Here is a 22,248-nt window from a genome sequence, read left to right on the forward strand (position 1 = left end):
GTGGCAGAGCTGTCGGCGCAGTGGCAGGGACACCGGTCGGATTTCGGGTGCTCAGCGACCGGTACCTCTGCCATCCTGCCTTTGCCTCTGCCAGGTACTTGACTCTCACGTTGCGTCAGGGGCGATGATCACTGGCATGGAGAACAACACAGAATTCACCGTCAGTCAGGCCGCCGAGTACCTCGGTGTCACCGTGCGCACCCTGCATCACTGGGACGCCAAAGGGCTGCTGGTCCCGCAGGTGCGGACGTGGTCGGACTACCGCATCTACACCCCCGACGACCTGGCCCGTGGCCAGCGCATCCTCGTCTACCGGGAGTCCGGCGTCCCGCTCGCCGAGATCGCCGATCTGTTGGACGGTGGAGATGAACGCACTCACCTGCTGCGCCAGCGGGAGATGCTGCTGGAGCGTCGCGATGGGGTGGAACGCATGCTCACTGCGGTGGAGGAGCTGCTCACCGAGACGACGTCCGGGGTGTACACCGGCCCGGTGCCACCTGATCGGGTCCGGGAGATCCTCGGCCCGGACTGGGATCCGGACTACCAGCGCGAGGCCGAGGAGCGTTGGGGTGGCACCGCCGAGTGGACGCAGTCCCAGGAGGCCATGTCGCAGATGGGGGAGGAAGACTGGCGCGCAGTCCGTGAGGAGGGCGATGCTTTCGCCCGGGCTCTCGCCGAGGCCCATGAGCGTGGTGTCGCGCCGGGTTCGGAGGAGGGTAATGCGTTGGCGGAGCGCCAGCGGCGCTCGATCTCGCGGTGGTACGAGGTGTCGCACGACCGGCAGGTCATTCTGTCGACGATGTATGTCGGTGACGACAGGTTCCGGACGAACTGGACCGTGGACGGAGACGACCACACGGACTATCTCGTGGAACTGATCCGTGCGAACGCCGCCGGTCACGGGGTGGACCTGGACAGTCCCAGGTGGTGAGCCAGGCGGCCTTCCTATTCGGTTCATGCTGAAGAGAAGGGGTGCGGGGTGGTGTGTGGTGTGCGACGCTGTCGCCATGACACAGAAGCAGACAGATCAGTCTATTGAACTCAGCCGCCTCTCCCACAACGTCGGTGCGACGATCGAGGGCCTGCGTCTGGGCGGGGACCTGGCCCCGGAGACCGTCGAGTGGATCCGCACCGAGCTGGCGCTCCACAAGGTCCTCATCATCCGCGGACAGCAGCACCTCACCGATGACGACCAGTACGCTTTCGCCAGCCTGCTGGGTACACCGACACTCGCGCACCCCACCGTGGTCTCCCACGGCCAAGACAACCTGATTCTCGAGGGAGCGGCGAATGCGTGGCACACCGACGTGTCCTTCGTCGACCGTGTCCCGAAGATCTCGGTCCTGCGGGCCGTGGAACTCCCCGGCTACGGCGGGGCGACCGAATGGGCGAACACCGTCGCGGCCTATGAACGCCTCCCCGAGCCGTTGCGTGATTTGGCGGACGCCCTGTGGGCCGTCCACACCAACGACTACGACTACGCCTCGGCCAAGCAGCCGGAAGCCACCGACTCCAGCGGGTTCTCCTACGCGGAATTCACCCGAGTCCGGTTCGAGACCGAGCACCCCGTGGTCCACGTGCACCCCGCCACGGGCGAGCGTTCGTTGCTGCTCGGCCAGTTCGTGTCCCGGATCAGCGGGCTGCGTGACGACGAGTCACGGGACCTGATCCGACTGTTCCAGGCCAGAATCCTGTCCCCGGACAACACCGTACGGTGGCACTGGGAGGAGGGGGACGTCGCCATCTGGGACAACCTCGCCACCCAGCATTACGGTGTGGCGGATTTCGGCGACCAGCGTCGCAAGAACCACCGTGTCACGGTGGCCGGGCCGGTCCCTGTCAGTGTGTCCGGCCAGCGTTCGCGCGTCATCGCCGGGGACGCCTCGGCGTATTCGGTGGTCGATGACGGCGGTCGCCTGGCGAACTACGCGGGAAACCTGGCGGTTGCCTGACTGGACTGTCTGTCGGACGTGGGGAGGCTGGTAGCGTCTTGACCCATGTACACGCCTGACGTCATCGGTACACCCCTTGCCCCCAATGCCACGAAGGTCCTGTTGCTGGGATCCGGCGAGCTCGGCAGGGAGGTGACCATCGCCCTGCAGCGCTACGGGGTGGAGGTCCATGCCGCGGACCGTTACGAGGGGGCACCGGCGCACCATGTCGCCGATCTCCACCACACCATCGACATGACCGACCCCACCGCCGTGCGTGCCCTGGTTGACGAGGTCCGTCCGGATTTCGTCGTCCCGGAGATCGAGGCACTGGCCACCGACGCCCTGCAGGACGTGGAGGACGAAGGCCTGGCCACCGTCATCCCCACGGCGCGGGCCACACGGTTGACGATGAACCGCGAGGGCATCCGCACCCTGGCGGACCGTGATCTGGGACTGCCGAACTCCCGCCACGTCTTCGCCTCGTCCTACGACGAGTTCCTCGAGGGGGTCCGCCGGATCGGCATGCCCTGCGTGGTCAAACCGGTGATGAGCTCTTCGGGGAAGGGGCAGTCCTACGTGCGTTCCGAGGATGATCTCCGCCGCTCCTGGGAGTATGCGATGAGTGGCGCGCGGGTGTCGTCGGGGCGGGTGATCATCGAGCAGTTCGTGCCGTTCGACTACGAGATCACCCTGCTCACCGTGAGGTCGGTGGATCCGGATTCCGGTGAGGACGCGACCTGGTTCTGTGAGCCCATCGGACACCGGCAGGACCGGGGGGACTACGTGGAGTCCTGGCAGCCCGCGCAGATGACGACGGCGGCGCTCGAGTCCGCACGCTCGGTCGCCGCGCGTATCACCGGCGCCCTGGGAGGACGCGGTGTGTTCGGGGTGGAGCTCTTCGTGAAGGGCGACGACGTGTACTTCTCCGAGGTCAGTCCCCGGCCGCACGACACCGGCATGGTGACGATGGGTTCCCAGCGCTTCAGCGAGTTCGACCTGCACGCCCGCGCGATCCTCGGACTGCCGATCGACACCACACTGATTTCCCCGGGTGCGTCGGCGGTGATCTACGGCGGTGTGGACAGCGGTGAGTCCGCTGCGGCTCCGACCTACTCCGGACTAGCGGAGGCACTGACGGTGCCGGAGACCGAGGTCCGGATCTTCGGCAAACCGGTCAGTCGTGAACGCCGCAGGATGGGTGTGGCCTTCTCGACGGCCGAGACCGTGGACATCGCGAGGGAACGGGCCACTGAGGCGGCGTCCACCGTGACGGTCGGTGTCGACGACGCGGCCACCCCGACCGACGCGCCGGACAGCGGCAGGTGGGGGCGCTCCTGACGGGGCGTCACTCGTTGTCGAAGATGACTTCGGCCTCGACCTGCACCAGCCATCCGTCGACAGGCTGCTCGGCCACGCCCACCGTGACCACCGTCGGCTTGGTGGGGTTGGTTTCCCCGGAGTAGCGGGCGTCGTCCTCGGAATCCTCGCCGGGCCCGCCGGTCGTGTCGGTCGGCTCGCCGGACGGAGACGACGGAGGGGCGTCACTGTCCGAGGGGGCTGCGGATGATGCGGAGGATGAGGCGGATGAGGGCTCTGATGTCGTTGAGGTGGTGGAGGGGCTGGTCTCCGCAGTCAACGTCACCGCCGAGGTGCCGGTCAGAAGTGAGTCCCCGGTCAAGGGGTCGAGGTTGGCGAAGAACGTCCGGTAGGCCCGGTTCCAGCCGTCGAAATCGGCCCCGCCAGCCCCGTCAGGGTTACCGTCGGTGCCGTCCTCGGGGCTGAGGTAGACCCGCAGGGTCGCGACCTCGGAGATACGGCGACCCTCGTCCTGCACCATGTCGGCGAGTTTCTGGAGGACCTGGAGCGACTGGGCCTCGGTGACCGTCATACGTGCCGGCAGCTCCCCGTCCTCAAGCAGTGCGGGGTCGACGAACTCCATCGGGGTGCCGGGTTCGGCGTCGTCATTGAGGGAGTCCGGCCCGGTACCGGAGGTCCGCCACAGATCGGCGCTGCCCGGTGCGGAGAGTGCGAGAGCACGGTCAGCTGTGCCGTCGTCCTCGGTGGTGGTGAACACGGTCTCGAAGGAGCAGGCCGACGCTCCGAACAGGAGCGTGGTGCCGGCGCCGACGGCCAGCACGGCGCGGCTCGTCCGGCGTCGGGCACGTGCGGAAACGGGGATGCGGGTCATGGGGGATGCTCCTGCTGAAAAGTCACGATGTGTCGCGCACAAGTATTCTCGCACCGACTCTACGGTCCGGTCACTGTGAGAGGGCACACGCCCCGTCAGGAGACGACGGCGGCGCACGCCTGCTTCCCGCAGTGAGCGGTGGACGGTGTGTCCGCGCACGTCTCGCACAGCAGGACCATCTCCCGGCACTCGCCGTTGGCGCAGTTGTGGAAGGTACTGGTGGCGGTGCCGCAGTGCACGCAGGTTCCGAGCGTGGTGGCGTCCTCGCTGAACTCCATGTGCATCCTCTTGTCGAAGACGTACAGGGAACCCTCCCACAGCCCGGAGTCGCCGAACTGTTCGCCGTAACGGACGATGCCACCGTCGATCTGGTAGACGTCGGTGAACCCCCGGTTGCGCATCAACGAGCTCAGGACCTCGCACCGGATGCCGCCGGTGCAGTAGGTGACCACGGTACGGTCCTTGAGGTCGTCGTACTTGCCGGAATCCAGTTCACGCAGGAAGTCATGGGTGGTGTCGACGTCGGGGACCACCGCGCCCTTGAACCTGCCGATCTGGGCTTCCATGGCGTTGCGTCCGTCGAAGAAGACCACGTCGTCGCCGGTGGCGCGCTTCTGCTCGACAAGGTCGTTGACCTCGGTGGGGGAGAGGTGGGTGCCGCCGCCGACGACGCCGTGCTCATCGACGCGGAGTTCCTCTGTGGCGCCGAAGCTGACGATTTCGTCGCGGACCTTCACCGACAGTTTCGGGAAGTCCTCGGCTGAACCGGCGGACCACTTGAACTCCATGTCGTGGAATCCGGGGTACTCGCGGGTCCGGCGGATGTACTGCTTGACCGCGGTGAGTGATCCACCGACGGTGCCGTTGATCCCGTGGGAGCTGATGATGATCCGCCCCCGCAGGCCGAGGGACTCACACAGGGTGCGTTGCCACAGCATGACCGCCGTCGGGTCCGCCACCGGGGTGAAGCGGTAGTACAGGAGGATGCGTGTCTCTGAGTTCGTGCCTTTGGTGCTCTTGGTACCCACCCGGGACACTCTATCGGGCACCGGCGCCGACGCCGCCCTCCGTGCCCCTTTCCCCGGCCTCCGTGCTGACCTCAGTCGAGGGTGAGATGCATTTCCTGGTGCTCGATGCCTTCAACCATGAACGGCTCGTCGGTGGCCTCGAAGCCGTAGGACTTGTAGAAGGGCATCAGGTAGGTCTGCGCCTCGATCTTCACGGTGGTCTTCTGGACGTTGGGATCCAGCGCCGCAGCCCGTCCGCGGATGACCTCGAGGGCGTCATCCACCAGCTTCGAGGCGATGCCGAAACCACGGAAATCAGGGTGGACGCAGAGCCGCCCGATGTGCTGCTCCTCCGGCGGGCCGAAGACCCGGAGGGTACCGACCAGTCGCAGGGGTGACCCCGGGTCCGGTAGGCCCCAGGGGTAGTCCGGGCCGGAACCGGGGTGGACGTACGCCAGGAGCTGGTGGGTGCCCGGATCAATGTCGGTGTCGTCGATCTCGGCGAAGCTGGCGCGTTGCTCGTTGACGAAGACGTCCACCCTCAGTTTGTAGAGGGCGTGGACCTGCTGGGGCTGCATGTTCAACACCTGCTTGCCCGTGAGATGGACCTCGGGCGCTTCAGCGGCGGGGTTGCGGCCTGCGGTGTTCGTGGTGTCGCTCATGATCCTAAGGATAACGGTATGAGTGCAATGAATCACCAAAAAGCGAAGAAAATTCCGACTTTTATCCGGAAACATGAAAAACCCCGGCGACCTGCGGTTCTGCCGGGGTTTTCGAGAAAGTATCTCGCGAATTATAATTTCTCCGTGTGAATTACGGAGCTATTCGCGAGTTCGGTACTACGCTTTCACGCGTGCTTCTCCGGAGGAGTAGTGCACCATCTCCTCGTGGGAGCGCACCTTCTTGCGCTCGCGTCCTTCGGCTTCGCCCAGGCTGCGCTCGTGGGCGTCGAGGTTGTACCAACCTTCCCAGGTGGTGTAGTCGATCTCGCGGGAGTGCAGGAGTTCGATGACCTCGTCCTCGCCCGGGGCCTCGGGGCCGAAGCCGATGCCGGCGTCGTAGTCGGCCAACAGGTTGGCGACGGCCTCGTTCGCGTCGCCCTTGGTGTTGCCGATCAGGCCGACGGGGCCGCGACGGACCCACCCGGTGGCGTAGACCCCGGGCAGGGTCTCGCGCAGCTCGGCCTCCGGGTCTGCGGAGCCGGGGACACCGGCGATGCCGTCGGCGGTGGGGCCCTCGGTCAGGACGCGGCCTCCCACGTTGGGCAACACGTTCTCCTTGCCGTCCCAGGGAAGGTCGTTCTGCTCGTCGGACTTGTAGCCCACGGCGCGGTACACCTGACCGACGTTCCACTCGGTCAGTGCGCCGGTGGAGCGGACGCCGCCGTTGCCGTCGAGCTCGGTGCGCTCGGTGACCAGGGCGGTCACCTTTCCGTCGTCGTCGGTGCGGACCTCCACGGGTGACTCGAAGAAGTGCAGGTAGAGCTTGTGGGGAGCGTCCTTCGGCTCGGCGACGGCGTAGTTCTCCAGGATGGTGCAGACCTGGTCGGTGATCTTGGAGTTGTGCCGGGCGTTCTCGGACCCCTCGTCGTAGTCGATGTCCTCGGGGTTGACGACGACCTCGATGGTGTCGGAGTGGTTGAGCTCCTTGAGCTCCAGCGGGGTGAACTTCGCCTGGGCCGGGCCGCGGCGGCCGAAGACGTGCACTTCCTTGGCCTTGTTGTTCTTCAGGGACTCGTAGACGTTGTCCGGGATCTCGGTGACGAGCAGCTCGTCACCGGTCTTCGCCAGTACGCGGGCGATGTCCAGACCGACGTTGCCGACGCCGATGACGGCGACGGATTCGGCGTCGACGTTCCAGGAGTCCTCGAAATGCGGGTTGGCGTCGTAGAAGCCCACGAACTTGCCGGCGCCGAGGGTGTGCTCGCCGCCGGGGATGTTCAGGTCACGGTCGTCGGTGGCGCCGGTGGCGTAGATGACCGCGTCGTAGTGCTTCTTCAGGTCGTCGAGGGTGATGTCCTCGCCGACGTTGACGTTGCCGAGCAGACGGATCTGGGGCTTGTCCATGACCTTGTGGAGGGCCTTGATGATGCCCTTGATCCGCGGGTGGTCGGGGGCGACACCGTACCGGATGAGACCGAAGGGGGCTGCCATCTTCTCGTAGAGGTCGATGGAGACGTCCTTGCCGGACTTCATCAGTGCATCGGAGGCGTAGATTCCGGCCGGGCCGGATCCGATGACGGCGACGCGCAGCGGGCGGTTGTCAGACATGAATGCGTTGGTCCAATCCGTGGTTGGCGGTTTCGTGCGGCAGCTCGGCGGCCGGGCAGGGGTGGTCTCCTGTGTACGTTAGTCTGCCCTGGGTCGAACCGAAAGTGTCAGGACGGCGCAGGTGAGGACGGTCACGCACACGTGTGACCGAATGTCAGGGACAGACTATAGACCACTCGGTCTGGAAACTGCAAGGGGTCGACGGTGAAGCCCCTCGTCAACGTGGGTGAGTATCTCCTACGTTGTGTCCGCGGACAGACCGGTCTAGTCTGGGGCGACACCTTAGGACCAGACCAAGCGGTCTGTGCGGCCGGTGTCCTGACCGGCTCCAGCGTTCCTCGGTCCCGCGACAGCGGGCGCGGGACCATCGACGACAAGGAAGATCAGGAGAAGAGAAGGTATGACCACGGCGACCGACGAACTGCCCATCACTGCTGAAGCTGCAGGCACGCCCGCCGACGCGTTGGCACAGACCACAGAGACCACAGCGGCCGAGTCAGCCACCGGTGACCCGGTGGCTGACGCACAGGCCAGGGTCGACGAGACCACCGCGGACACCGAGGCTGCGGAGGCTGCCGCGGAGGCGGCACCCGACGACAAGAAACTCGCCGCCGCGGCACGTCGTGCACGTGCGGCGCAGAAGAAGGCCGCACGCGCCCTGAAGAAGGCCAGGGAAGCTGCCGAGTCGGCAGAGACGCAGGATGCCCAGGATGCTCAGGAGACGCAGGAGCGTCCGGGCACAGCCGACGCCACTGCCGACGCCGGCAGTGCGGAGGGCACCGCACCTGCGGCGGCTCCGACGTCACTGCAGGACGCCCTGTCGTTGATCCGCGCCGGCGCCTCCGTACTCGCGGTGGCCGCAGGTTCCGCGGAGGCGGTGGCTGCCGCCGAGCCCGGTGACACGAAGCTCGCCGACGCGGCGAAGGACACCCGCTCTGCTGAACAGCAGGCAGCCCGGGCGGTACGTTCTGTCGAGTCCGTCCTGGGCGTGGAGAGCACGGACGGGTCGGGCGCACCGGCCACGGAGGATGCCTCCGCGGCCGATGCAGCTGCCGCCACGCCTGCGGCCCCGGAGGACCCCGCCGTGACCGCCGCACGTGAGGAGCTGGCGCGTGTGGAGGCCGAGCAGGTGAAGCTCGCCGCAGCCACCAAGGAGGCTGAAGCGGCGGCCGACGCCGACCCCGACAACAAGGACCTGTTCTCGGCGGCGCGGAAGGCCCGTTGGAATGAGCTCAAGGCAGGCAAGGCCGTCCAGAAGGCGGCCAAGGCGCTGGAGGAGGCCGAGGCTGCCGCGCCACCGCCCCCACGGGAACTCACTGACGAGGAGAAGGCGGACCGCGCTGCCCCGAAGCCTCAGGGGCAGTGGCTCATCGACGGCAAAAAGCCGCTGAACAACGACGAGCGCATCAAGCAGGACGACGCCGGTCTCGCCGTCGCCGACCGCGTCCGCGAGATCTACGCCAAACAGGGCTTCGATTCGATCCCTGCCGAGGACCTCGCGCCGCGCTTCAAGTGGATCGGCATGTACACCCAGCGCCGCCAGGACATGGACGGCGAGCAGACCAGCCTGCTGTCCAACGCCGAACTCCAGGACCGCTACTTCATGATGCGCATCCGGTTGGACGGCGGCATGATGAGCAGCGAGCAGATGCGTGTCATCGGCGGCATCTCGTCCGACTTCGCCCGTGGCACCGCGGACTTCACCGACCGGCAGAACATCCAGCTCCACTGGATCCGGATCGAGGACGTCCCCGAGATCTGGGACCGGTTGGCCTCGGTCAACCTGGACACCTTCTTCGGCTGTGGTGACGTGCCGCGTGTCATCCTCGGCTCGCCGGTCGCCGGTATCGCCAAGGACGAGATCATCGACGCGTCCCCGGCGATCAAGGAGATCAAGGAGAACCGGCTCACCCGCGACGAGTTCGCGAACCTGCCGCGTAAGTTCAAGTCGGGCATCTCGGGGTCGGTCCGCCAGGACATCACCCACGAGATCCAGGACATCTCCTTCATCGGCTCGGAACACCCGGAGAAGGGCCCGGGCTTCGACGTCTGGGTCGGTGGGGGACTGTCCACCAACCCGATGCTCGCCCAGCGTCTCGGCGCCTGGGTGTCGATCGACGAGGTCCCTGAGGTCTGGTGCGGGGTGGTCCGCATCTTCCGTGACTACGGTTACCGCAAACTGCGCAACCGGGCACGGTTGAAGTTCCTCGTCGCCGACTGGGGCATCGAGAAGTTCCGCCGCATCCTGGAGGACGACTACCTCGGGCGCAAGCTCACCGACGGTCCGGAACCGGAGGTCTTCCCCGGGTACCGTGACCACGTCGGCGTGCACGAGCAGCGGGACGGACGGTTCTACGTCGGCGTGAAGCCCACCGTCGGGCACACCGAGGGCGACCAGCTGCAGCGGCTCGCCGACCTGGCAGAGGCCCACGGTGTCACCGACCTGCGTACCACCCCGGACAAGGAGCTGATCTTCCTCAACGTGGAACCCGACGCCGTCGACGGACTGCTCGACGCCCTCGACGCCGAGGGGATGTCCGCCCGGCCCTCGTCCTTCCGTCGCGACATCATCTCCTGCACCGGTCTGGAGTTCTGCAAGCTGGCCCTGGTGACCACCAAGCAGCGTGCGATCACCCTGACCGACCAGCTGGAGGAGCGTCTGGGTGACCTGGACGTCCCGTTGAAGATCAGTCTCAACGGGTGCCCGAACTCGTGCGCGCGGACCCAGGTGGCCGACATCGGGTTGAAGGGCCAGATCGTCACCGACGACGACGGCAACCGGGTGGAAGGCTTCCAGGTCCACCTCGGTGGGGCGGTCGGAATGCACCCGGACTTCGGTAAGAAGCTGCGCGGCCACAAGGTCACATCCGCCGAGCTGGACGACTACATCGTCCGCGTCGTGGAGAACTACAAGGACCAACGGGACGAAGGCGAGCAGTTCCGTGACTGGGTGCTGCGAGCCGACGAGGCCGTCCTGCAGTAGGCGGGGTACACCATGGATGACACGAATGGATGACACGAACTCCCGGATCCCCGGGAAGAGCGCACACCCCAACCCGAGGAGGGCCACCGTCATGAACTGTCCCTACTGCACGTCAGAGAACCTGTTCCCGGACAGTGAGACCGACAACGCCTGGCAGTGCCGTGACTGCTGCCGGGTGTTCTCGGTGAAGCTGCACGGGCACATCGACCGCGGGGTCTGAGCCGGTCGCGAGCGCACGCCGAGAGGATATAGGGCACCCTTGCCCGTCCTGTAGGCTCAACCGTCATGGCGGGAGATGCGGAGACAGACGGTACCGGGCGTGACACGATCAGATCCGGCCTCCTCCGCAGCTTCCCCTCGAAGCTCCCGGACCCCGCCGACCGTCGCTGGCTGCTGAAGCTCGCCGTCGCCCAGCGCCCGGTCCAGCTCATCGCCTCCGTCGGGATGTTGGTGGGGTTCATCTGCAACGCCACCACATCCATCGTGGTCGGACGTGCCATCGACGATGCCGTCGCCACCGGGCGGTGGAACCGGCTGGTGCTGTGGGTCGCCCTGCTGGCCGGACTGTTCCTGCTCAATGCGGTGGCGGTCTGGCTGGCGCGGCGGTACACGGAGATCACCCTCCAGCAGCTCAGCCATGACCTGCGCACCACGGTCACCGACCGGATCCAGGACCCGCGGGGGATCAGCAGCACCGACGGACGGGAACGTACCGCCGGCGGGCTGCTGTCGATCGCGAGCACGGACGCGAACAAGGCAGCGGAGATCGTGGTGATGACGGTCTTCCCGATCGCCGAACTCGGCTCGATCCTCTACGTCGCCGTCGTGGTGCTGTCGATCCACTGGCAGCTCGGTCTCGCTGTTCTGGTCGGGGCCCCGCTGGTGGTGGCCCTGTCGGTGCGCGCCGCCCGCCCGCTGCGTGGTCGGGCCCAGGCCCGCCAGCAGGCTCTGGCGCAGGCGGCGGCCGTCGCTGCGGACGCGGTCCAGGGGCTGCGGATCGTCAAAGGCCTCGGCGTGGTGCGCACCATGCGCCGCCGGTACCACGGCTACTCGTCCAGGGCCCTCGATGCGACGGTGCGGGCCAACGCCGCCGAAGCACGGTTGACGATGGTCACCGAGTCCGTGGGGGCGATCTACGTTGTCGCCATCGGTGTGACGGCCGGGTGGATCGCCCTGCATGACGGCTTGAGCGTGGGGCAGCTGATCACCGTCGTGGGCCTGTCGCAGTATGTCGTCGTGCCGATGACGATGCTGGGACGTAACTTCGCCACCCGTGTGGCGATCTCGTCGGCGTCGGGGCGCCGCGTGCAGGAGGTTCTCACCTCTCCGTACGCCACACCGGACGAGGCGTCGGACGCGACGACCGATGCAGTGTTGGCGGCGTTGCCTGCCGGGGTCACCGTCGTGCGGGGGACCGGCGGTGGGAGCCACCCGTCTGCGGTGACGTCGGTGGTGACGTCGGCACTGCTCCGGCTGCCGCGTCACCGCGTGACCGTGGCCCCGCACGGGGCGGATCTCTTCGACGGCCCGTTACGGGACAACGTCCACCCGGACCCGGCGGTGGCTGTGCGCGCCCTCGAGGTCGCCGACTGCTCCGACATCCCGGGGGGACCGGAACGGTCTGTGGGGGAGGGAGGACGGCGGTTGTCCGGTGGGCAGCGGCAACGCGTCGCCCTGGCACGCGCCATCGCGGCGGACCCGGAGCTGCTGGTGCTGAGCGATCCGACCACCGCGGTGGACTCGGTCACCGAACAGCACATCGCTGAGCGTGTCGCGGCGCTCTATGCCGGCGACGGTCGTCCCGGGCACCGGGTCCTGGTCATCAGCGATGCGCCTGCCTGGCATGTCGCCGCGGAGCATGAAATCACGCACGCCGAGTTCGCCGCCCTCGTCGGGCGCGCCGATCCCACACCTGCGTCGGTCGCGACCGGGGAGGAGCAGCGATGAGGGCCGCGTCCCTGACAAGTCCGAAGACCGACGGTGGGGACGGCCCCGTCCGGACCTTCCCTCTGGCCACCTGGGCTCAGGCCCGGCGGGAGGTTGCCGCCCAGGCGAGGAAGGTGCCACGGGCCCGTCGGCAGGCTCTCATCGCGTTCCTGCTGTTGGCGGTCGGTTCGACCTGCACCGTGACCGTCCCCCGCCTGCTGGGGCGCATCGTGGACATCGTGTCCTCGGCGGCCGGGTCGGCGGCGGGCCAGCTGGCGCAGGCGGAGACTGACCTGTGGCGTACCGCCGGACTGATGGTCGTCGTCGCCGTCAGTGCCGGAGTGTTCAACGGTGCCGGCTACTTCATCCTCGCCCGGCTCTCCGAGCGGCTGATCGCGAACCTGCGTGAGGAGATGGTCGGCACCGCGCTGGGGCTGCCCATGCACTCGGTCGAGGACGCCGGCACCGGCGATGTCGTCAGCCGGTCCACCGATGACGTCGCCCAGGTGTCGGCGGCGATCATGGAGCGTTGCCGATCCTGTCGGGTGCGGTGTTCGTCATCGGTGCCACGGCGGTCAGCCTGGTGACGGTGGACTGGCGTTTCCTGCTGATCATCCTGGTGGTCTCGCCCGTGTACTGGCTGGCGGCCCGGTCCTACCTGCGTCGCGCACCGGCACTGTACGCCGCGGAGCGTGCGTCGATGGGACTGCGGGCGCGGCGCGTCCTGGAGGCCATCCACGGCCGTGCCACGGTGCGGGCCTTCCGTATGGAGGACGAGATGCATGAACGCATCGCGGACTCCTCCCGCCAGGTCATGACCAATGCGGTGAACGCCAACCGGGTCATGGTCGTGCTGATGAACAAGATGCTCATCGCGGAGCTGGTGATGCTGGCGACGGCGATCGTCCTGGGATTCGTGCTCGTCGACAACGGTGTCCTGCGTGTCGGTGCGGTGACGGCGGCGACACTGATGCTCATCCGGGTGCGTGGACCGTTGCAGCAGATCATGCGGGTGCTCGACGTCGCACAGTCCGGTTACGCCTCCCTGGCCCGCATCGTGGGTGTCACGGTGGATCCGCCCCGTCCGGTGCCGGACGCCGGGGCGCCTGAGGCACGTGGCGAGGTACGTCTGGACGGGGTGGACTTCCGCTACGGGGACGACTCCTGGGCGGTGGAGGACGTCAGCTTCACCATCGAGCCGGGACGGACCGTCGCCCTCGTCGGGTCGTCCGGCGCGGGCAAGACCACGGTGGCGACGCTGCTCGCCGGGCTCCGGGAACCCACTGCCGGCTCGGTGACGGTGGACGGGGTCCCGGTGACCGCCCTGTCCGACGACGAGCGTGCAGCCCGGTTGGCCCTGGTGTCGCAGGAGGTGCACACGTTCTCCGGCACATTGAGGGATGACCTGGGGTTGGCCGTGGATTCTGAGCGGACCGACGACGGGCAGCTTGTCGACGCACTCGCCGCCGTCGGGGCGCTCGACTGGTTCCACCGGTTGCCGGCCGGCCTGGACACCGTGGTCGGTGCGCGGGGGTTGGTGCCTGACCCGGTGATTGCCCAGCAGATCGCGCTGGCCCGGGTCCTGCTGCGGGATCCGCGGGTCGTCGTCCTCGACGAGGCGACGGCCGAGGCGGGGTCGGCGGGGGCCCAGGCACTGGAGGCGGCGGCCCGTCGACTGACGGAGGGGAGGACGGCACTGACGGTGGCGCACCGTCTGGACCAGGCACGCCTTGCCGATGAGGTGCTGGTCATGGAGGACGGCAGGATCGTGGAGAACGGGACCCACGACGACCTCGTCGAGGCCGGGGGACGCTATGCGCGTCTGTGGGAGGTCTGGTCGCGCGGGAGGTAGCGGGAGGTAGCGGGAGGTAGTTGACCCGCTGCGGGGGCGAGGTGGGTCCGGATGCGTGCGCGCGTACCGGATCCGCGGCATCGGTGACGGCGGATCACTGATTCCGGTACGCGCGCGTGCACCGCGGCTTTCACCGCGAATGGAACCCGGCGTGGAGTGGCACCGAGGCGTCCCCGGAGGGTCGTTGCAGACCTCTCGGTCTAGAGAATAAACATGCTATCAGCAGCAAAGACAAACAGAGTTTGTGTCCATACACGAAATTCTGGTTGCTCAGGGGAGGTCTCTGCTCTAGTCTGGTGACTCATACCGCAGACCGACCGGTCTGTTGGGCGCCGGTCGGAACGTGACGACGACAGCCCGACACCGCAAACCCCGACTGAAGAAGAGCAGGAATGACGAACACAGGACCAGACGTCGGATTCGCGACGCTCACCGGCCTGATCGGCGCGTCCGGCGTTTCCGGCGTCTCGGGAACACAGGACGCCCGGGACCTCACCGACCCCGAGGTGAGCCCCCCCGACGCACCGACGACCACGACACCGCTCAGTGAAGAACAGACCGCGGCACACCGCGCCCTCGTCGACGAATGGAACGGCACGCTTGAAGGTGCCAGCGCCGAAGAGATCCTCGACTGGGTCAACGAGCACGTCACCGGCACTGTCGCGGTGACGATGTCCATGCAGGACACCGTCCTGGCGGAACTGACCGAAGGCCGTGTCCACGACGCCGAGATGGTCTTCCTCGACACCGGCTACCACTTCGACGAGACCCTCGACGTGGCCCGCGACGTCGACGAGCGGTACACCCTGCCGCTGCGCACCGTCGAACCGGTCTACCCGGTGAAGAAGCAGGACGAGGTCTACGGCCGCGACCTGTACAAGCGCAACCCCACAGCCTGCTGCCGTATGCGCAAGGTCGAGCCCCTCGCCCGGATGCTCAACCCCTACGAGGCATGGATCTCGGGTGTGAAGCGGGTCGACAGCGAGCTGCGCAGGGACACCCCGATCCTCGACGTCGACCGCACCGGCCGGCTGAAGATCAACCCCATCGCCGCATGGACCGAGCAGGACGTCGAGGACTACATCCACGACCACGACCTGATCATCCACCCGCTGACCACGCAGGGCTACCCCTCCATCGGCTGCGCCACCTGCACGATGCCGGTCGCCCCCGGCGAAGACCCCCGTTCCGGCCGTTGGGCCAACTCCTCCAAGACAGAATGCGGACTCCACCTGTGACTACTGCGACAGAACTCCCCACACTCAGCCCCCACCTGGCCAGCCTCGAGGCGGAGGCCATCGAGATCCTCCGTGAGGTCGCCGGCCAGTTTGAACGTCCTGCCCTGCTGTTCTCCGGTGGGAAGGACTCGGTCGTCGTCCTGGAACTGGCCAAGCGTGCCTTCGCGCCCGCGGCCGTGCCGTTCGAGCTGGTGCACGTCGACACGGGCCACAACTTCCCGGAGGTCATCGAGTTCCGTGACCGTGTCGCCGAGGATCCCCGCATCAGTCTGCACGTCGCCCACGTGCAGGACTGGATCGACTCCGGCGCGATCCAGGAGCGTCCCGACGGGACCCGTAACCCGCTGCAGACCGTCCCGCTGGTCGAGACGATCCAGAACCGCGGATACGACGCCGTCCTGGGCGGGGCCCGCCGCGACGAGGAGAAGGCCCGCGCCAAGGAGCGCGTCTTCTCCGTGCGCGACTCCTTCGGCGGATGGAACCCGCGGCGGCAGCGTCCGGAACTGTGGGGTCTCTACAACGGCCGTCACCAGGCGGGCGAGAACATCCGCGTGTTCCCGATCTCGAACTGGACCGAGGCAGACATCTGGGACTACCTGCGGGACCGTGACGTGGAGATCCCCGGGATCTACTACTCCCACGACCGTGAGGTCTTCAACCGCGGCGGCATGTGGCTGACCGCCGGTGAGTGGGGTGGGCCGGCCGAGGGCGAGACCGTCGAGACGAAGACGGTGCGCTACCGCACCGTCGGCGATATGTCCTGCACCGGTGCAGTCCTCTCGGACGCGGGCACCATCGACGAGGTCATCGACGAGATCCGCCTGTCCACCACCACCGAACGTGGCGCCACCCGTGCCGACGACAAACTCTCCGAGTCCTCGATGGAGGACCGCAAGAAGGAAGGCTACTTCTGATGACTGCACCGACTGCCACACTGGAGGCTCCCGTGAGCGACGCAGAAACTCCGGGCACCGTCCCCACCCTACGGCTGTGCACCGCCGGTTCCGTCGACGACGGAAAGTCCACGTTCGTCGGACGCCTGCTGTACGACACCAAGTCCATCCTCGCCGACCAGTACGAGGCCGTGGAACGGGTCTCGACCGCCAAAGGCCTGGAGAACCCGGACCTCTCCCTGCTGGTCGACGGGCTGCGTGCCGAACGGGAGCAGGGGATCACCATCGACGTGGCCTACCGCTACTTCGCCACGGACAAGCGGTCCTTCATCCTCGCCGACTGCCCGGGCCATGTCCAGTACACCCGGAACACCGTCACCGGCCTGTCGACCTCTGACCTGGTCATCGTGCTCATCGACGCCCGGAACGGCGTCATCGAACAGACCCGTCGTCACCTCACCGTCGCCGCGATGATGAAGACCTCGCACGTCGTCGTCGCCGTGAACAAGATCGACGCCGTCGACTTCGACGAGGGAGTCTTCCGCTCGATCACTTCCGAGGTCCGTGAACTCGCCGAGGACCTGAAGCTCCCGAAGATCGACGTGGTGCCGACCTCGGCGCTGCTCGGGGACAACGTCGTCTCCCCGTCGGAGAACACCCCCTGGTACGGCGGGCCGACCGTCCTCGACATCCTGGAGAACGCCCGTCCGGCCCGCATCAACGCCGGCAAGGTCCGCGGACTGCGTTTCCCCGTGCAGGTCGTCATCCGCGACCACGCCACGGACTACCGTGGCTACGCGGGACGGTTGACCTCCGGCTCGATCGCCGTCGGTGACGAGGTCACCGTCGGTGGCCGGGACGGTCGGACGACCACGGTCGTCGGAATCGACGGCCCGGCCGGTGACCAGGACCGTGCCGAGCGCGGCGAGTCCGTCACGCTGCGACTGGCCGACGACATCGACATCTCCCGTGGTGACCTCATCGCCTCCGAGGTGGAGGGCGATCCGGCTCCCACCCCGTCCACCTCGGCCACCGCACTGGTGTTCCAGCTTGCCGAGACCCCGGTGAAACTGCGGGGTAATGTGCTGCTGCGCTACGGGTCCGCCACCGTACGTGCACGGGTCGACGAGATCATCAGCCGTGTCCACATCCTCGATGAGAACGAGACCGGCGAGGACGGGGACCTGGGCACCGAGCTCGCACTCAACGACATCGCCGAGGTGCGCGTGACGGTCGCCGAGCCGCTCCCGTTCGAGGCGTACCGCCGTGGTGGACGCGTCGGGTCCTTCCTGCTGATCAACCCCGGTACCGGTGACACGCTCACCGCAGGCTGGTCACCGGGGAGACCCAGGCCTGAGCCCCGGAACACTGATGTCCACCACTGTCCGGTCCGGTTCCCTGTCTCCCGTCGTGTGCCTGGCGCACGGCTCCCGGCACCCGGAGGCGGACCGGACGGTGGTCGACATTGCCCGTGCCGTCGCCGACCTGACCGGACGCGACAGCAGGGCGGCGTACCTGGACTTCTCCCCGTTGACGCCGACGACGGTCGCCGGACTGCTCGCTGCGGAGGGGTGGTCAGAGGTCGTCGTCGTGCCACTCCTGTTCACCACGGCATTCCACATGACCACCGACGTCCCCGAGGCGTTGGCGCAGGCCACCGCCGAGACGGGGGTGGAACTGCGGCAGGCGGCGGGGATCGGCACCGGCGACGACCTCGCCGATCTGCTGGCCTCCCGCATCCGTGCCCGCGGAGACGGTGGTGCGGCCGACCATCTCGTCCTCTACTCGGTGGGGTCCAGTGTCGACGGCGCCAACGACCGCGTCGCCGACCTGGCGGACGCCGTCGGACGACGACTCGGCGTGGGGGCCCACGCACTGGTCGCCACCGGCGGGCCCGGAACCGGGCCGGATGCCCTGGTGACCCGCGTAGAGGATGCCGTCCGGCGGGGAGCCGACCGGATCGCGGTGGAACCCCTGTTCATCTGTCCCGGCACGCTCTGGGACAACGCGGTCCGGGCACTCCGCATCTCCTCCGTCGCCCGCTCCGTGGCGGTCGGGGAGCCGCTGGCGACCGATATCGCCCCCCTCATCGCCGCACGACTCAGTGACCACCCGCCACAGGACGAAGGGACGACCCGATGAAGCTGCTCTTGTTCGCCGTGGCCGGCCTGATGGCTCAGCTGGTCGACGGGGCCCTCGGCATGGCGTTCGGCGTGACGGCCACGACGATGCTGATTCTATCGGGCACCGCGCCGGCCCAGGCCAGCGCGGCGGTGCACTTCGCCGAGGTCGGGACGACGCTGTTCTCCGGGATCGCCCACTGGCGGCTCAACAACGTCCACTGGCCCACCGTGATCTTCCTCGGAATCCCCGGGGCGGTCGGTGCGTTCATCGGCGCGACGGTGCTCGCGGGCCTGTCCGCGGAATCTGCCGAGCCCGTTGTCTCGACGCTGCTGCTCCTGCTCGGGGCGTACGTCCTGATCCGCAGCATCCTCGTGCCGTGGAAGAAGACGGCGGCGGCGGACGGTGCGCCGGCGTCGGCCACCCGTCGGTCCCGTCTCGGCCTGGTCACCCTGGGGCTCGGGGGAGGTTTCCTCGACGCCTCCGGCGGCGGCGGGTGGGGCCCGGTCACCACCTCGACATTGATGAGTGTGGGGCGCAGCGAACCCCGAAAGATCATCGGCACGGTCAACACCGCCGAGTTCCTCGTCGCGGTGGCGGCCTCTGCCGGATTCATCGTCGGTCTCGACCGCGTGCACGAGTCCTGGCAACCCGTCCTCGGCCTGCTCATCGGTGGGTTGATCGGTGCACCGATCGCCGCCTGGATCGTGACCGTCATCAAACCCGACATTCTCGGCGGCATCGTCGGCGCCGTCCTGGTCGGGCTCAACGGTGCCCGGGTCAGCGTCTCACTCGGATGGTTCGGCGGTGTGCTGACCTCGGTGGTCGTGGTGGTGTGCCTGGTCGCCGTGGTCCGTGGACTCCGTGGACTCCGTGCCGCGGGACACCGGGCGGGGAACGACGACCCGCAGGACGAGACGTCCGACTCCTCCGACCCGGTAGTTATCGCCGTAGATGCACCCCGGTGAGGTGACGCCGGCAGAGAGCGCCGGTTTCACCCCCGCGTGAGTGGGATAAGACACAGCAATGGGGGTATTGAGACCATTAAGACAGTTCCACGTTGGTCGGTGTCAGTGATTCACGGCACAATGGGGGAGGAACATCCCCACGCTCCGGGAGCGTCACCAGGCACCGGACGTGACGGGGACCGTCAACCATGTAAGGAGACCCCGTGACCGTTCGAGCAGTGCTCAGCCCGATAGCCACCGCCGCAGGACGCCGAGACGAACTGATCACCAGCCTGGCAGGCCAGGTGACCGACATCTTCGAGACTCTCCGTCCCGCGGCGCCGGATTTCGGTGCCGCCCTCGAGACCGCACTGTCCAGCGACGTGGACGTCCTCATCGCCACCGGTGAGCCCATGTTCGACTCCCGGCTGGCAGCCGCCGCCGGAGTCGCCCACTTCCTCATCGCGGCAGGGGAGCAGGACCACCTCCAGCTCCAGCAGGTGTCCGGCCAGCTGGTGCGCTCGGGACGCGAACCGCGCGGTATCTCCCTGCTCGACCGGCCCCAGGCCTCGTCCTCCGCGCTGGAATCAGAGGGGACGGCGGTACCGTTCGTCGCCCTGGAGTCCGTCAGCTCCGCCGAACCCGGCACACCCGTCATCGGCCCGGAATCCTTCGAGCGCAACCTGATCATCCAGGCCCGGGCAGCCAAGGCGCACATCGTCCTGCCCGAGGGCGACGACGACCGCATCCTTGAGGCGGCGCACCAGCTGCTCGCACGCCGGGTGTGCGACCTGACGATCCTCGGTGACCCGAAGGCCATCGCCGCCCGCGCGCATGAACTCGGTTACGACCTGAGCTCCGCCACCCTCACCGACCCGACCAGCGGAGATGACCTGGAGCGGTTCGCCGAGGAATTCGCCGAGCTGCGCAAGTCCAAGGGGGTCAGCATCGACGACGCACGCGAGACGATGAAGGACATCTCCTACTACGCCACGATGATGATCCACCTCGGCATGGCCGACGGCATGGTCTCCGGTGCCGCCCACACCACCGCGCACACCATCAAGCCCAGCTTCCAGATCATCAAGACCTCCCCGGACGCCTCCATCGTCTCCTCGATCTTCCTCATGGTCATGGACGGGGTGCTCTGGGCGTTCGGCGACTGTGCGGTGAACCCCAACCCGACTCCGGAACAACTCGCCGAGATCGCGGTCGTCTCGGCCAAGACCGCCGGACAGTTCGGTATCGACGCCAAGGTCGCGATGCTGTCCTACTCCACCGGCACCTCCGGTGCAGGTGAGGACGTCGAGGCCGTGGCGGAGGCCGTCACCATCGCCCGGGAGCAGGCGCCCGAGCTGGGAATCGACGGCCCGTTGCAGTTCGACGCCGCCGTCGTCGAGTCTGTCGGTCAGAAGAAGATGCCCGGTTCCGATGTCGCGGGCAAGGCCACCGTCTTCGTCTTCCCCGACCTCAACGCCGGCAACATCACCTACAAGGCCGTCCAGCGTACGGCGGACGCCCTTGCCGTCGGCCCGATCCTGCAGGGACTGAACAAGCCGGTCAACGACCTGTCCCGTGGGGCGACCGTCCCCGACATCGTCAACACCGTCGCCATCACCGCCATCCAGGCCGGAAACTAACCGAAAGGCCACCACACATGACCAACTATGTCCTCGTCCTCAACTCCGGCTCCTCGTCCATCAAGTTCCAGGTCCTCGACCTGAACGCAGACCCGCAGGATCCTCCGTTCCTGTCCGGTCTCGTCGAACAGATCGGTGAGAACCGCGGACACATCAAGCTGGTCACCGAAGACCAGACCATCGAGGACCGCCGCTCGATCCTGAGCCACTCCGTCGGCCTGGAGCGTGCATTCGGCATGATGTCGCTGCTCGGCGCCGGCCCCCAGGACCTCGACATCTCCGCGGTCGGTCACCGTGTCGTGCACGGCGGCTCGAAGTTCTCCGAGCCGGTGGTGATCACCGACGAGATCGTCGACGACATCCGTTCGCTGATCCCGTTGGCACCCCTGCACAACCCCGCCAACATCGACGGTATCGAGAACGCCCGTACCCTGCTGCCCGACGTCAAGCACGTGGCCGTGTTCGACACGGCTTTCTTCCACAGCCTGCCGGAGGCGCGTCCCGGTACGGACTCAACCGTGAGGTCGCCGACCAGTACCACATCCGGCGCTACGGCTTCCACGGGACCAGCCACCAGTACGTCTCCCAGCTCGTCCCGAAGATTCTCGGGAAGGACGCCGACGACATCAACCAGATCACCCTGCACCTGGGCAACGGTGCCTCGATGGCCGCCATCCGTGGCGGCAACCCCGTCGACACGACCATGGGACTGACCCCGCTGGAGGGCCTGGTGATGGGCACGCGTACCGGTGACATCGACGCCGGCATCATCTTCCACCTTTACCGCGAGGGCAAGATGACCATCGACGAGATCGACACCCTGTTCAACAAGCGCTCCGGGCTCAAGGGTCTGGCGGGTGCGAACGACTTCCGTCTCCTCCAGGAACTGATCAACGAGGGCGACCAGAACGCCCAGGACGCCTACGACATCTACGTGCACCGCGTACGCCGCTACGTCGGCGCGTTCATGCTGCAGCTGGGGCGCCTCGATGCGGTGGTGTTCACCGCCGGTGTGGGTGAGAACCACACGGGTATCCGCCGTGACACCATGGCGGACCTGGAGAACTTCGGCATCGTCATCGACGAGTCACGCAACAACAACGACGAGGGTGTCGAAGGCCCGCGGGTGATCTCTTCCGACGATTCGGCAGTGAAGGTTCTCGTGGTGCCGACGAATGAGGAACTCGCGATCGCCCGTGCGGCGAAGGAACTGTCCGAGATGTAGTCGGTGGCGCCCGACGAGTGCCAC

General features: G+C 67.3%; 15 protein-coding genes and 3 pseudogenes. 14 read left to right on the plus strand and 4 right to left on the minus strand.

Features of this window, described 5'->3' with window-relative positions; genetic code table 11:
• Nucleotides 1-136 precede the first annotated feature (136 nt).
• The 3 genes from BJF89_RS17395 (at nt 137) to purT (ending at nt 3,272) form a co-directional block, all read left to right on the plus strand.
• Entirely contained in the window at nt 137-931 is a 795-nt protein-coding gene (locus BJF89_RS17395; protein WP_075816435.1) for a MerR family transcriptional regulator, read from the plus strand.
• 76 nt (nt 932-1,007) lie between these two features.
• Nucleotides 1,008-1,952 carry a TauD/TfdA family dioxygenase gene (locus BJF89_RS17400; RefSeq protein WP_075816436.1) on the plus strand — a complete coding sequence of 315 codons (945 nt, stop codon included), beginning with the start codon at nt 1,008-1,010 and terminating at the stop codon, nt 1,950-1,952.
• A 45-nt stretch (nt 1,953-1,997) separates the two neighbouring features.
• Nucleotides 1,998-3,272 (plus strand): formate-dependent phosphoribosylglycinamide formyltransferase, encoded by a 1,275-nt coding sequence (gene purT, locus BJF89_RS17405; protein WP_075816332.1) that lies wholly within the window; start codon nt 1,998-2,000, stop codon nt 3,270-3,272.
• A gap of 7 nt (nt 3,273-3,279) precedes the next feature.
• Here purT and BJF89_RS17410 read toward each other — a convergent pair whose 3' ends face one another.
• The 4 genes from BJF89_RS17410 to BJF89_RS17425 all read right to left on the minus strand — a co-directional run bounded on the left by BJF89_RS17410 (nt 3,280) and on the right by BJF89_RS17425 (nt 7,399).
• Nucleotides 3,280-4,122 carry a hypothetical protein gene (locus BJF89_RS17410; RefSeq protein WP_083651095.1) on the minus strand — a complete coding sequence of 281 codons (843 nt, stop codon included), beginning with the start codon at nt 4,120-4,122 and terminating at the stop codon, nt 3,280-3,282.
• 95 nt (nt 4,123-4,217) lie between these two features.
• A complete protein-coding gene (locus BJF89_RS17415) occupies nt 4,218-5,150 on the minus strand; it encodes a rhodanese-related sulfurtransferase (RefSeq protein WP_075816438.1) in 933 nt (310 codons plus the stop codon).
• Nucleotides 5,151-5,221: 71 nt separating this feature from the next.
• Complete coding sequence (locus BJF89_RS17420; protein ID WP_075816333.1) at nt 5,222-5,791, minus strand: GNAT family N-acetyltransferase; 570 nt, start codon at nt 5,789-5,791, stop codon at nt 5,222-5,224.
• 177 nt (nt 5,792-5,968) lie between these two features.
• Entirely contained in the window at nt 5,969-7,399 is a 1,431-nt protein-coding gene (locus BJF89_RS17425; RefSeq protein WP_075816334.1) for an FAD-dependent oxidoreductase, read from the minus strand.
• Nucleotides 7,400-8,669: 1,270 nt separating this feature from the next.
• Here BJF89_RS17425 and BJF89_RS17430 point away from each other — a divergent pair.
• From BJF89_RS17430 to BJF89_RS17480, 11 genes and pseudogenes are all read left to right on the plus strand, one after another.
• Nucleotides 8,670-10,382 (plus strand): nitrite/sulfite reductase, encoded by a 1,713-nt coding sequence (locus BJF89_RS17430; protein ID WP_075816439.1) that lies wholly within the window; start codon nt 8,670-8,672, stop codon nt 10,380-10,382.
• A 25-nt stretch (nt 10,383-10,407) separates the two neighbouring features.
• Nucleotides 10,408-10,602, plus strand: coding sequence for a hypothetical protein (locus BJF89_RS17435; RefSeq protein ID WP_075816335.1), 195 nt, complete (start codon nt 10,408-10,410; stop codon nt 10,600-10,602).
• 65 nt (nt 10,603-10,667) lie between these two features.
• Complete coding sequence (locus BJF89_RS17440) at nt 10,668-12,329, plus strand: ABC transporter ATP-binding protein (protein WP_075816336.1); 1,662 nt, start codon at nt 10,668-10,670, stop codon at nt 12,327-12,329.
• Nucleotides 12,326-14,160: pseudogene (locus tag BJF89_RS17445) on the plus strand (ABC transporter ATP-binding protein). Before BJF89_RS17440 ends, BJF89_RS17445 begins: the two are co-directional and overlap by 4 nt.
• A gap of 392 nt (nt 14,161-14,552) precedes the next feature.
• Complete coding sequence (locus tag BJF89_RS17450) at nt 14,553-15,398, plus strand: phosphoadenylyl-sulfate reductase (RefSeq protein ID WP_075816337.1); 846 nt, start codon at nt 14,553-14,555, stop codon at nt 15,396-15,398.
• Complete coding sequence (cysD, locus tag BJF89_RS17455) at nt 15,380-16,312, plus strand: sulfate adenylyltransferase subunit CysD (protein WP_075816338.1); 933 nt, start codon at nt 15,380-15,382, stop codon at nt 16,310-16,312. The genes BJF89_RS17450 and cysD overlap by 19 nt, the downstream gene beginning before the upstream one ends.
• Nucleotides 16,312-17,622, plus strand: a pseudogene (locus tag BJF89_RS17460) (sulfate adenylyltransferase subunit 1); the annotation flags it as partial. The gene cysD and the pseudogene BJF89_RS17460, both read left to right, overlap by 1 nt.
• 40 nt (nt 17,623-17,662) lie before the next feature.
• Nucleotides 17,663-18,433 (plus strand): sirohydrochlorin chelatase, encoded by a 771-nt coding sequence (locus tag BJF89_RS17465; protein WP_075816339.1) that lies wholly within the window; start codon nt 17,663-17,665, stop codon nt 18,431-18,433.
• Nucleotides 18,430-19,380, plus strand: a complete 951-nt coding sequence (locus BJF89_RS17470; protein WP_083651096.1) for a sulfite exporter TauE/SafE family protein — start codon at nt 18,430-18,432, stop codon at nt 19,378-19,380. Before BJF89_RS17465 ends, BJF89_RS17470 begins: the two co-directional genes overlap by 4 nt.
• Nucleotides 19,381-19,583: 203 nt before the next feature.
• The gene (gene pta, locus BJF89_RS17475) at nt 19,584-20,999 is read left to right on the plus strand and encodes a phosphate acetyltransferase (protein ID WP_075816340.1); all 1,416 of its coding nucleotides are present in this window, start codon (nt 19,584-19,586) and stop codon (nt 20,997-20,999) included.
• A gap of 17 nt (nt 21,000-21,016) precedes the next feature.
• Nucleotides 21,017-22,224 (plus strand): annotated as a pseudogene (locus BJF89_RS17480) (acetate kinase).
• Nucleotides 22,225-22,248 lie beyond the last annotated feature (24 nt).

The organism is Corynebacterium sp. CNJ-954 (genome assembly GCF_001942345.1).
In the GTDB taxonomy this organism is placed as follows: Bacteria; Actinomycetota; Actinomycetes; order Mycobacteriales; family Mycobacteriaceae; genus Corynebacterium.